This is a genomic window from Paenarthrobacter sp. GQ52 (genome assembly GCF_059759005.1).
In genome coordinates this window covers 104,551-116,934 of sequence record NZ_JCAXEJ010000010.1, presented here as the reverse complement: position 1 = coordinate 116,934, position 12,384 = coordinate 104,551, and the positions used below count along the sequence as shown (strand labels likewise).

General features: G+C 63.5%; 10 protein-coding genes. 7 read left to right on the top strand and 3 right to left on the bottom strand.

Annotated features, from left to right (window positions below):
• The first annotated feature begins 6 nt into the window (after positions 1–6).
• Both AC6CH8_RS14520 and AC6CH8_RS14515 read left to right on the top strand, forming a co-directional pair.
• Positions 7–879, top strand: coding sequence for a carbohydrate ABC transporter permease (locus AC6CH8_RS14520; protein ID WP_178997413.1), 873 nt, complete (start codon positions 7–9; stop codon positions 877–879).
• A gap of 20 nt (positions 880–899) precedes the next feature.
• Positions 900–2,318, top strand: a complete 1,419-nt coding sequence (locus AC6CH8_RS14515) for a glycoside hydrolase family 32 protein (RefSeq protein ID WP_498191275.1) — start codon at positions 900–902, stop codon at positions 2,316–2,318.
• 254 nt (positions 2,319–2,572) lie between these two features.
• Here the strand turns inward: AC6CH8_RS14515 and AC6CH8_RS14510 are convergent, their stop codons facing one another.
• Positions 2,573–3,622: a LacI family DNA-binding transcriptional regulator gene (locus tag AC6CH8_RS14510; protein ID WP_498191274.1), complete on the bottom strand. Its 1,050-nt coding sequence runs from the start codon at positions 3,620–3,622 to the stop codon at positions 2,573–2,575.
• 66 nt (positions 3,623–3,688) lie between these two features.
• Complete coding sequence (locus AC6CH8_RS14505) at positions 3,689–4,330, bottom strand: DUF2510 domain-containing protein (protein WP_498191273.1); 642 nt, start codon at positions 4,328–4,330, stop codon at positions 3,689–3,691.
• Between the two features lie 103 nt (positions 4,331–4,433).
• Between AC6CH8_RS14505 and AC6CH8_RS14500 the strand changes: the two genes are divergently transcribed.
• From AC6CH8_RS14500 to AC6CH8_RS14480, 5 genes are all read left to right on the top strand, one after another.
• Positions 4,434–5,042: a hypothetical protein gene (locus AC6CH8_RS14500; RefSeq protein WP_420178710.1), complete on the top strand. Its 609-nt coding sequence runs from the start codon at positions 4,434–4,436 to the stop codon at positions 5,040–5,042.
• Between the two features lie 61 nt (positions 5,043–5,103).
• Complete coding sequence (locus tag AC6CH8_RS14495; protein ID WP_498191272.1) at positions 5,104–6,120, top strand: o-succinylbenzoate synthase; 1,017 nt, start codon at positions 5,104–5,106, stop codon at positions 6,118–6,120.
• A gap of 78 nt (positions 6,121–6,198) precedes the next feature.
• Entirely contained in the window at positions 6,199–8,286 is a 2,088-nt protein-coding gene (locus AC6CH8_RS14490; RefSeq protein ID WP_498191271.1) for a PhoX family protein, read from the top strand.
• Positions 8,287–8,581: 295 nt separating this feature from the next.
• Positions 8,582–10,291 (top strand): 2-succinyl-5-enolpyruvyl-6-hydroxy-3-cyclohexene-1-carboxylic-acid synthase, encoded by a 1,710-nt coding sequence (gene menD, locus AC6CH8_RS14485; RefSeq protein WP_091469268.1) that lies wholly within the window; start codon positions 8,582–8,584, stop codon positions 10,289–10,291.
• A gap of 253 nt (positions 10,292–10,544) precedes the next feature.
• Entirely contained in the window at positions 10,545–11,498 is a 954-nt protein-coding gene (locus AC6CH8_RS14480) for a hypothetical protein (RefSeq protein ID WP_498191270.1), read from the top strand.
• 80 nt (positions 11,499–11,578) lie between these two features.
• On the opposite strand, the gene AC6CH8_RS14475 is transcribed toward AC6CH8_RS14480, so the two are convergent.
• Positions 11,579–12,373 (bottom strand): amino acid ABC transporter ATP-binding protein, encoded by a 795-nt coding sequence (locus AC6CH8_RS14475; RefSeq protein WP_179019556.1) that lies wholly within the window; start codon positions 12,371–12,373, stop codon positions 11,579–11,581.
• Positions 12,374–12,384 lie beyond the last annotated feature (11 nt).

The following is a 12,384-nucleotide window of genomic DNA, read 5'->3' as shown; positions in this document are numbered from 1 at the left end:
CCCGCCATGACTACCATCCAAGAACGTGTCACCACCACGGCGCCTGTAGTAAAGCGGAAGAAGCGCGACTGGTCAGTGGCCGTCCGCGTCATCGTCTTGCTGATCGCGTCCGTCTTTGTCCTGGGCCCCGTGTTGTGGACGCTGTCCACCTCGCTGCGACCGCCGTCGGAATCCTTCCAGCTGCCGCCCGCCTTCCTGCCGCTGAACCCGGACCTGACCTCATACGAGCAAGTGTTCAAGCAGCTCAACATCGTGGCACTGGTAGTGAACAGCGCGCTCGTTACGGGCCTCATTGCCGTAGGGCAGATGATCACCGCAGCGTTGGCGGGCTACGCTTTTGCCCACCTTAACTTCCGGGGTCGCGGCGCACTGTTCTCCATTGTTCTGGCCACCATGATGGTGCCCGCGCAGGTCACGATCGTTCCCGTGTTCATGCTGATCCGCGGTGTCGGGCTTTCGGACACATTGCTCGCACTCATCATTCCGGCCATCCCGACGGCGTTCGGCACCTTCCTGATGCGCCAGTACTTCATGGGGTTGCCGGGTGAGCTCGCAGAAGCGGCTGCCATCGACGGCGCCTCGCCGTGGCGGACGTTCCGTTCCGTGTACGCACCGCTGGCCATGCCGGGACTGGCGATCGTGGGAATCCTGGCGTTCAACTTCCACTGGAACGAGTTCTTCAGGCCACTCATCATGACCATCTCCGAGCAGAACTTCACACTGCCACTGGGCTTGGTCTCCCTCCAAGGCAACCTCGGCACCGGAAGCATCTCCGTGGTCCTGGCCGGCGTTGTCCTCTCCATGATTCCCGCGCTGGTGGTGTTCATGTTCGGTCAGCGCGCGCTGCAGGACGGACTCACCGCAGGCACGGGCAAGTAACTTCCTTGAAAGGGGTTCCGTTGACGGACCTTGCACTCTCTTCCTCCCTGGCTTTGGCAGCGACGCACCCGGACCCGGCGTTCCCGCGCTTCCACCCGCGTCCGGCACAGGGCTGGATCAACGACCCCAACGGCATCAGCTACATCAACGGCCGCTACCACGTGTTCTTCCAGTACAACCCTTTGTCCGCGCGACACTCGCAAATCCAGTGGGGGCATGTGAGCTCTGCTGATTTAGTGCACTGGGAAGAATACCCGGTGGCCCTTTCACCGCAGCCCGGCGGTCCGGACTCCGCCGGGTGCTGGACAGGTGTGGTGACATTGGATGGTCTTGTTCCGACTGCTTGCTATTCGGGTGTCCAGGACCACGGCGGTCATTCGCAGGTGGTGATTGCCCGTGGTTCGGCCGATCTGGTGACCTGGAAGCAGGACGGGCACGTTGCTGCGTCCATGCCTGCTGATCCGCTGGTAACCGCTGTGCGCGATCCCTTCATCTTCCACTTCAACGGGGCCCGCTACGCCATGCAAGGTGCCGGCCTGGCCGATGGTCGCGCGGCTTTGCTGCTGTACACGGTGGAGTCCCTTGACGACTGGAAGTACCAGGGGATTTGGCTGACCACCGCCGATCCCGTTGCTGCTGTTCATACGCCGGCCGAAATCTGGGAATGCCCGCAGCTGGTGCAGGTACCTGTGTCTTCTGGTGGCTCCGCGTGGGTCATGATGTTCTCCCTGTGGCTCTCGGGCGACGACCACGAACACGCCAACGGGGTGGGGCACCTGATCGGGTCCCTCACCGCGGACCCCTTGTCCGGATTGCCGGCGTTTACTCCTTCCTCCGGGGGGAAGTCCGATCTTGGCCGCGACTTCTACGCGCCGCAGATCGTGCAGCTCTCTTATGGTTCAGCTGATACTTCTCCTGCGGCGCTGCTGTGGGGGTGGGCCAACGAAGGTCCCGGACGTGACGGTCGCCGTGGCCGCACTCAGGAAGAAATCGACGACGCCGGGTGGTCGGGTGTGTTGACGCATCCCCGCGTTTTGTCGGTGGTTGAGGGGGCGCTGGTGGTATCTCCAGTGCCTGAGGTTGAGGCGTATCGGGGTGCTTCCGTGGCTACGCGTGCTGCTGGTTCCGTTGTGGTTCCGGGGTTCGCAGAGGTTCTGGTTCGGGGTGCTTCCGGTGCTTCTGGTGCTGGTGCTGGTTCCGGTTCCGGTTCCGTGGAGCTGGTACTCGGTTCGGGAGCCGATGCTCAGGTGGTCTACTCAGGTTCCCTGGCAGCGGGCGAAGAGTTGCGGATCTTCGTCGATGCATCCCTTGTTGAGGTGTACCGTTCTGGTTCCGTCGCCACCACCCTTCGGGCCTACCCGGCTCCGGGGGAGGAATGGCAGCTCACCTTGCCCAGTGGCGCGACTGCCGACGTCTGGGAGTTGACCCTTCCGGCGTAGGCGGCAAGCCGGCGTCGTCCCTGTGTTGTGAGGCCCGTTGTGCATGCTTGGAGTGTGTTTTGGCGTGCAGAGTGGGCCTCGCAACGGGGGGGGTGTCGTGTGTTGTGGGGCCTGTTGTGCAGGCTTGGGGTGTGTTTTGGCGTGCAGAGTGGGCCTCGCAACGGGGGGTGTGGTGTGTTGTGGGGCCTGTTGTGCAGGCTTGGGGTGTGTTTTGGGGTGCAGAGTGGGCCTCGCAACGGGGGGTGTCGTGTGTCTTAGCGGGTGGGCGCGGGGCCGGTTGATTCGCGAGTGACCAGGCGGCAGGGGACCATCGTTTCGGCCGCGGTTCCCTTTCCTGCATCTGTGCCCTCGATCGCGTCCAACAACTTGGTCATAGCTGCCCGGCCGATCTCCCGGAGGGGCAGTGCCATGGTGGTGAGAGAAGGAACCATGGTGTCGGCAATCCGGTTTTCGTCGTCGTAGCCCATGATGGACAGGTCCTCGGGAACGCTGAGTCCCAGGCGCGCTGCGGCGAGGGCGACGCCGACTGCCAAGCGGTCGTTCGCGCACATGATGGCCGTGGGCCGATCAGCCGGGGACACGCCGTCGAGCAGTTTCATGGTGCCGCGGTATCCGGCGTCGATGTCCCAACCGGCCATGAAGATCCGATCTTCAAGGATCGGGGCGTCGGCCGCGGCGTGCGCGTCGCGGTAACCCTGAACGCGCAAGCGGGCTGCGGGCGAATCCTCTGACCCGCCCAGCAGCGCGATGTCCCGGTGGCCAAGCGCTAAAAGGTGCTCCGTGGCCTCCCTGCCGCCAGTGAGTTCGTCCGGAATGACGTGATGCAACTGAGGCTGGGCGTGGTTGTCGTAGCAGTTGGCCAGGACCGATGGGACGCGGAGCATCCCGTGCGGGACGTCGATGGGTTTCAGGCCAACGGTCACGTACATGAGCCCATCAACCTGTCGGTCCAGGAGGGTTTCAATGGCGCTCGCATCCCTGGCGGTGTCTCGCTCAGTGTCCATGACGACGGTAACGAACCCGCGGCTTCGGGCAACATCATCTGCACCGCCGATGATGTTGCCATCGAAGGGGCTGACCACTACTTCATCGGCCAGGATGCCGATCACCCGCGACCGTTGATTCCGCAGGCTCAGGGCGATGGCGTTAGGGGAGTAGTTGAGCTCCTCAGCCGCTTGCCGAATTCGATCTTGGCTTTCCTTGGCCACGTTCCCATCGCCGCGCCCGTTCAGAACCAGCGACACCGCGCTTCTGGAGACGCCCGCCCTTTTGGCGACGTCCAGTGCGGTGGCCTTGCGGTTCATAGGAAAGTCCTTCCGTACTCTATTGTCAGCAGTCTACCTAACGCGTGTGAGGGTTCACCTTGGGCGTTATGTCGAGACCGAGTACCCAAGTTGGGAGTACACCGACTGCATGAAGTTGGACATCCAGATTCCGGTGACCACCATACTGATAACAAACACGGCGACTGTGGCCCACACAGGCCACAGCCCCCGCTTGGGCACCACTTTGTTGACGATCACAGAGCGGCCGATCACGTACACAAGCGCGCTAAGGAAGGCCCAAGCCCAGTGGAAAGGACGTACGACGCCGGACTTGAGCAGGCGTTGACGGTCCAGGAAAGCGAAAAACACCGAGAGTCCGTAGAACACGAAGCTTGAACCCATCAGCAGGAAATAAGCGGGGGTGTACATGGAGAACGGGTCCATGGTGGTAACCCCCTGCCGGGTGGTGATCATCTTGAACTCCGGCTGCCAAGTCAAAAGGAACAGGATGGAGACCAGTGGCATCAAGGTGATTGCCCAGATGAACGGGTTGTACACCGGCGTCTCCGGGCGGAGCTCAGGACGTGGCACCGGGACCGGTGCCTGAAACTGACCGGGCGCCTGGAATTGAGCGGGCGCTTGGTGCGCTGTCCAGGCGCGTCCATCCCACCACCGGACGAAGCGCGGGTCCGAAGGATCCGGGTACCAGCCGGCAGGCGTAGTCGAACCGGGCATTGATTGAGTCATTCTTCCCCCACTTTGAGTCGTGGTTCTGAGAATATCGCGATTGCCGGCTCTCGCTTGCCAGGAGCCTCTCCCCAGTCACCATGTGGCGGTGTAAGGATGGAGCATGAGCTTCTTCGACGACCTACCCGAGCAGCCCGCGCGGCCGCGCCAGCCGCAGCCCGTCCAGCCCGGTTGGTACGGGCCGCCGTCGGACGAACTGCCCGGAATTGCGCGCGTTGGCGGGTTCGTCCACAAGAGCGCGCGGATGGTGGTGGTGCTGAAACTCGTGGAGGTTTACTCCACCGGTTGCCTGTTGGACCTGGTGTGGTCGGTGCGGCGGGGGAACGAATCGGACCAGGAATGGCGGGAAATCGTAGAGGAGAGCTACAACCACCCTCGATCCAGCCTGGACACCAGGATGGGGCTCGAATTGGGAGTCGCTTTTCCGGACGGACGCAAGGCTGTCGCTGCCATCCACGGGCCGTCATCCTTCCAAGAGCCCGACGACGTCACTGGCCCTGTTCTGACAACCTTGGGCGGCGGTGGGGGGAGCAACAACGACGAGTATGTCCAGTTCACCGGTCGTTATTGGTTGTGGCCCTTGCCGGTGGAGGAGGACACGACCCTGGTGGTGCGCTGGCAGGCGTTGGGGATACCAGAGAGTTCGTTTGTCCTGCCCGGCGAGCAGTTGGCTGAAGCGCAGGGACGCCTGCTGAACTATTGGAACGAGTAGCTTTTCCACATAGCCGAATTGGCCTGCAGAGGGGGCGGGAGGCCGCCGGTACAGTGGCAATATGCCTGAACTTCCCTCCCTCGAAGAACTCCTCGATTCCGCCCACGTAGTCTCGCTGCCCATGCGCGTGAAGTTCCGGGGCATCATGGAGCGCGAGACACTCCTCTTGCGAGGACCGCACGGTTGGGGTGAGTTCTGTCCCTTCCCCGAATACGACGACGACGAATCCTCCCGCTGGCTCGCAGCCGCCTTGGAAGCGGGCTGGCTAGGTTTCCCCACGCCCCTCAGGGACAAGATTCCGGTCAATGCCACGGTTCCAGCCGTTTCGGCGGAGCGCGTCCCGGAAGTGCTGGCGCGCTTTGGAAGGGTGGATGCGGTCAAGATCAAAGTTGCTGAGCGGGGACAGAGCCTGGGGGACGACATCGCCCGGGTTAACGCGGTGCGTGAGGCCCTTCCCAACGCAGCCATCCGCGTGGACGCCAATGGGGGATGGGACATTGACCAGGCCGTGGAAGCCCTGGGCAAGCTTTCCGCCGTTGAACTCGAGTATGCCGAACAACCTGTTCCCACCATTGAGGGTTTGGCCGAGGTCCGTCGTCGCCTCGCTGCCGCCGGTACGCCAGTCCTTATCGCTGCGGACGAGAGCGTTCGGAAGGAAGACGATCCCCTGCGTGTCGCCCGGGCTGGGGCAGCTGACCTCATCGTGGTAAAGGTCGCGCCACTTGGGGGAGTAGCGCGGGCACTGGACATCGTGGAGCAGGCCGGGCTGCCCGCCGTCGTGAGTTCCGCGTTGGACACCTCGGTGGGCATACGTGCCGGGCTTGCGCTCGCAGCCGCCCTGCCGTCCCTTCCCTATGCCTGCGGCCTTGGCACCGTTTCGCTGTTCACCTCAGACATCACGTTGGACCCACTGGTGGCCGACGACGGCGCCATCCAGTTACGCGAAACGGTGGCCGATCCCGGGCTGCTTGAGCAGTATGCGGCACCCGCGGAGCGCCAGGACTGGTGGCGGGACCGACTCAGCCGGGTGCACTCGGTACTGGCGCGAAACAAGCACGGTTTGTTCACCGGGTCTTAACCAGAGCGACCTCTCAATTTCGGTTTCCGCTGAAAAGCTCAGCGGGAACCTCGTACATCCTCTGGAAGGTCTTCCCCCATGTCTGAAACCACCGGACGCACGTTTCCGCTGCTCCCCATGCTCGGCCACACCAAAGGCAAGCGCAGCGCTGTCACCTGCGCGTTGAAGTGCGACAACGCCTGCTCGGGCGATGTCTGCAACACAAGCGCCAACGGATACTTCCGCGATATCGCTTCAACGGCCATGTCCCGCCGCGCAGCCCTGGGGCTCGGCGCAGCAGGAGCGCTCGCCATCGTCCTTGGTGGCGCCGTGACTGGTGGTGACGCCGCCGTGGCCGACTCCGGCAATGGACTTTCTGATGCCGCCAAGAAGGGCTTCGACAAGTCCAAGCTCAAGTTCACTGCCATCAAGCCGGTGGACGCTGCAGTAGACGCCTTCACCGTGCCCGAGGGGTTCGACTGGAAGCCGATCATCCGCTGGGGCGACCCCCTCTTCGCCGACTCGCCGGCCTTTGACCTCAACGCGCAGACTGCAGCAGCCCAAGCACGCCAGTTCGGTTACAACAACGACTACACGGATATCCTGCCGATCCCCGGATCCAAGGATCGCCGTGCCGTGCTCTTCAGCAACCACGAGTACACCAACGAGAACATCATGCTCCCCGCAGGCTTCGACCCGGCCGAGGCGCGGGCAATTGGCCGCGCCGGACACGGGCTGGCCGTGGTGGAACTCGAGCGGAAGAACAAGAACAAGCCGTGGAGTTACGTCCAGGGCGCACCCCTGAACCGACGTTTCCTTACCGACACTGTCTACGAGCTGACCGGACCGGCAGCCGCCACCAACCTGGTCAAGACCATTGACGACCCCGCCGGCCGCTGGATCAAGGGCACGCTGGGCAACTGCGCCGGCGGAACAACCCCGTGGGGAACCATCCTCTCCGGTGAGGAGAACTTCAACGGCTACTTCGCTGCCCCTGGCACCAGCGACGGTGACAAGCGCTACGGAATTTCCTCGAAGGCAACCACTCGTCAGTGGGAACTTGATGAGCCGCGCTTCGATACCCGCAACTCGGGCTACGCCAACGAAACCAACCGCTTCGGCTGGATCGTGGAAGTGGACCCCTTCGACCCCACCTCCACCCCCAAGAAGCACTCCGCCATGGGCCGCTTCAAGCACGAGGGCGCCAACGTCATCGTCGCCCCTTCCGGTCACGTAGTTGCTTACATGGGCGACGACGAGCGCTTTGACTACCTCTACAAGTTCGTTTCCAAGGGCAAGTACCAGGCCGGTGACTCCAAGGAAGCACGCAAGAACAACATGGGCCTGCTCTCCGAGGGCGACCTTTACGTGGCTCGCTTCACGGGTGACTCTCCTGCGGACATTGACGGTACCGGCAAGCTTCCCGCAGACGGTGCCTTCGACGGCACCGGCGAATGGCTGCCGCTGGTGGTCAACGGCACCTCGGCTGTGCCGGGCATGACCGTGCCTGAGGTCCTTGTCTACACCCGTATCGCCGCTGACAAGGTTGGGCCCACCAAGATGGACCGTTGCGAAGATGTTGAGCCCAACCCGCGCACGGGTAAGGTCTACGTTGCCTGCACCAACAACACCGATCGCGGCAAGGCCGGCAAGGAAGGCGCCACCGAGGTCAACCCACGCAACCTGAACCGCGATGGCCACGTCGTGGAAATCACCGAAGGACGCGAGCAGACGGGCACCAAATTCAACTGGAACCTCCTGTTGGTGGCCGGCGATCCCGCCAAGAACACCTCCACGTATTTCTCCGGATTCCCGGCCGACAAGGTTTCGCCCATCTCCTGCCCCGATAACGTGGCCTTCGACTCTGTGGGCAACCTCTGGATCTCCACCGACGGCGCTCCCGGCACCATCGGCTACGCGGACGGCCTGTTCAAGGTCACCCTCGAAGGTCCTGAGCGCGGCAAGGTGGAGCAGTTCCTCGCCGTTCCCCGCGACGCCGAAACCTGTGGTCCGATCATCCACGACGAAGAGCGCACCGTGTTCGTCGCCGTGCAGCACCCCGGTGAGGACGGCTCGTTCGCAGCACAGAACTCCTTCTTCCCGGACTACGTGCCTGCCGGGGCTACACCCGCAGCGGGCGCGGCGAGGGCTCCGCGTCCCTCCGTGGTGCAGGTCTTCCGCAAGTAACGACTATCCTTTCGGATTCTGACGAATGCTCCCCCTCCCGGTTCCCCGGGTGGGGGAGCATTTTGTCGCCCTGAACCTTCTCTCACATCCCCCGTGTTTGGACCCGTCGCTCTCGCGCGTCCCGCCTGTTTGGACCCGTCGCTCTCGCACATCCCTGGTGTTTGGCCTGGTCGCTCTTTCACTTCCCGCGGCTCCCTGTCGCCCAAGCCCGCCAGCACCAGTGAGAGAGGCCTGCCGGTTTGGGGCCGGGATGTGAGCGAGCGTTTGGGGCCGGGAGCGCCAATAGACTGGAACGGTGACTTCCCAGGACTCTCTAACATCCATCGGCGCCGCCCGGATCGCCGTTACAGCGCTGCTCGACGGCGGTGTGCGGCACGTGGTGGTGGCGCCGGGTTCGCGTTCAGCGCCCATGGCCTACGCCCTTGCGGAAGCGGAAGCTGCAGGCCGCGTGCGGCTCCACGTGCGCATCGACGAACGGGACGCCGGGTTCACAGCCTTGGGCCTGGCGCTTTCCACCGAGGCGCCGGTGGCTGTGGTCACTACCTCCGGTACAGCGGTGGGCAATCTCCTGCCTGCGGTCATGGAAGCCAACCATTCAGCTGTCCCCGTGATCGTCATCTCGGCAGACCGGCCCGAAGAACTTCACGGAACCGGGGCGAACCAGACCACCATCCAACTGGACCTCTTCGGCGAGCACGTGCGATTCGCCGTCGACGTCCCGGCCGGTGACCACCCACAGAAGGCTGTTGCCACCGCACTCTACGCAGCCACCGGGGCCCTCGAAGACACCCCTCCGGGCCCCGCCCAAGTGAACCTTGCCTTCCGCGATCCATTGGTACCGGCAGACGGCGACGCCCTTCCGGTCGCCGCAGGACACGGGGTGTTCCATTACGACGCCGGTCCCCAAGCGCTGGATCTTCCGGCAGCATCCACCCACCTCGTCGAGCGACGCACCGTGGTCCTCGCGGGCCACGACGCAGGCCCTGTCGCGGAGGCTTTTGCCCGCGCCCATGGCCTGCCGCTGCTGGCGGAACCTTCATCGAACGCACGCTTCGGGCCGAACGCGGTGGGGCCATACCGGGTACTGTTGGCACATTTCGGACCTGATTCGCCGACGCCGATCGAGCGCGTGGTCCTGTTTGGCCGGGCCACTCTCTCCCGCCCGGTGGCCGCCCTCCTGGCGCGTGAGTCTGTTGAGTCCGCCATTTACCAGCCCGTCCCGGTTGCCTGGTACGAGGCCGGCCGGCGGCGTGAAACCCCTATCGAAACGCTGCCCGAGCTAGCCGAATTTGCCGGGCGTGGCTCCGCCGAATGGCTCGATTCCTGGCTTCTCGCGGGCGCTGCCGCCCAGCATGGCCTCGATGGCGTGTTGTCGGGGGAGAGCCTCGCCAACGGACCATCAGTCGGGGCCACCGTCTGGGAGCATTCCCGCGGACAGCTGGTGCTCGGTTCCTCCAACGGCATCCGCGACGTCGACCTCGCTGGACAACCTCACACTGAACCCATCGCTACGGTGTACGCCAACCGTGGCCTCGCCGGCATCGACGGCACCATCGCCACGGCCACCGGAATCGCCTTGGGCAGCGGACGCGAAACCACGGTCCTCCTGGGCGACGTCACCTTCCTCCATGACGCCGGCGGGCTGCTCCTCGGCCATGGCGAACCTGTGCCGGACCTCCGCATCGTGGTGCTCAACGACTCCGGCGGCGCCATCTTCAGTCTCCTCGAACACGGGGCGGTTGAGGACTCAGGCGCGTACGGCACCGCCGTCGAGCGCCTCTTTGGCACCCCGCACTCAGTGGACATCGCGGCACTCGCCGCGGCGTACGGCGTCGGACACCAAGCGGTGAGCACGACGGCGGAACTCGCCGCGGCCCTGAAGTCGCCGCTGAAGGGTCGCACCATTGTGGAGGTGCGCGTGGACCGGGCGGGCCTCCGCGAGCTCCATGCCCGGATCAAGGACGCCATCTCGGCCGCAGTGGGCCAAGTCCTGACAGCTGGCTAGTCCCCGGCGACACCCAAATACGCCTGCGACTCCAAAATCCGCGAACGCTGCGCATGCAGATCCACGCTGCGCGGATTCGGGTATCCCCCGTGAATTTGGGTGTCAGCTAAGACTTTGAGCGTCGTGAACCGGATTGCGCGGCGTCCGAATCTGGGTGTCATTGGTCCGTGTCAGCAGCGGCGGTGGGTCGGGAGTTTCCACATACGGCGGATAGAGCCTACTCAAGGCACCGGCAAAGCCGAAGGCTGGTGCTATGCGGAGCCTACCCAAATTGATCCTCGCCAAGGACCTGTCACTCATCGGCGGGGATTCCCGGAAACTGTCAGAGGCAGCCAAGGCGGGAAGGCTCGTGAGAATCAGGCATGGGGTGTATGTCGACGCACAGAAGTGGGCGCTGTTGGAGAGTTGGGATCGCTACGCCCTGAGGGTCGAGGCGGCGGCGGAGACATTCACGTCCGCCACCGTGTTCTCACACCATTCCGCGGCCAGCATTCATGGCATTCCGACCATCCTCGGACGACAACCCATTCACGCGCTCAGTTCCTACGCCGGCGGAGGGAGGTCCAGGGCAGGTGTTCGACGGCACTATGTCAGCGACGGTCACCAGGAAGCTGCGGAAACGAACGGATTCCTGGTGACCAGCCGGATCAGGACGGCATTGGACATCGCAGCCTCCGTGCCATTTGCCGAGGCCGTTGTTCCCATGGATTTCCTTTTATCCCCTGGACGTCGTCGCAAACCAGTAACGAAGGATGAACTGTTGAATGCTATTGATGCCCGGTATTCGAAGGCTGCCGCCAAACGCGTGGCAGCGGTTGTTCAGTTCGCTGTTAAAAATTCAGGTTCGCCGGGGGAATCCTACTGCAGGGGACTCATGCACCTCGCCGGTTTCGCTGCTCCCGAGTTGCAGTATGAAGTTCGAACGAAAGTAGGGGTCGTCTACACGGACTACTACTGGAAGGACGTCAGGTTGGTGGGAGAATTCGATGGCCGCGAAAAGTACATGAAGGCGGAGTACTTGAAGGGACGTACGCCTTCCCAAGCAGTGATCGAAGAAAAGGACCGCGAGAATGCCATCCGCGCCACCGGCCGAAGTGTGTTCCGGTTGGTGTGGAGTGACTTGACAGTTGGCAGGCTGGAACGCGAGCTTGTGGCAGCCGGGGTTCCCCGCCGCCGTCGTGCTTCATTAGGACACCCAAATTCGTAGGCGAGACGGGAACGGGAGGGTGACGCCCAAATATGGGTGTCGCCCTCCCGTTTCAGTGGCGCGAACGAAGATGCGTGAGGTTAGGCCTCCTCGACGCCAATGTGCGTGGGGTCGAGGACGCGGCGCAGGAATTCCTTGGTTCGGGGCTGGGTGGGGGCGCTGATGACGTTCTCCGCCGGCCCTTCTTCCACCACAACGCCGGCGTCCATGAAGACCACACGGTCGGCAACTTCGCGGGCGAAGCCCATCTCGTGCGTGACCACCAACATGGTCATGCCCTCCTGGGCCAGTTTGCGCATGACGGCAAGGACGTCGCCTACGGTCTCGGGGTCCAGGGCAGACGTGGGCTCATCGAAGAGCATGAGCTGCGGGTCCATGGAAAGTGCACGTGCGATGGCGACGCGCTGCTGCTGGCCACCGGAGAGCTGGTCCGGGAAGCGATCGGCGAGGTGTCCCAGGCCAACGCGTTCCAGGTTGCGGCGCGCCACATCCGAAGCCTCGGACTTGGACCGCTTGAGGACCTTGGTCTGGGAGATGGTGCAGTTGTCCAGGACGCTGAGGTGCGGGAAGAGGTTGAAGTGCTGGAACACCATTCCCACGCTTCGGCGCATCTTGTTGAGGTCTACATCGGGGTCGGTGGCTTCAAACGAACCCACGTTGATGGTGCCCGCGTTCGGCTGCTCAAGCAGGTTGACGCAGCGAAGGAGAGTGGACTTGCCGGAACCCGAAGGTCCGATCAGGCAAACAACCTGGCCCGGTTCAACCGTCAACGAGATGCCTTTGAGGACCTCGTTGCTGCCGTAGGACTTGCGCAGATCCTTGATATTTACGCCGGCGGCGCGAACGGTGGCCGTGCTCCCAGTGGAGTTATTCATGACTGTCCTGC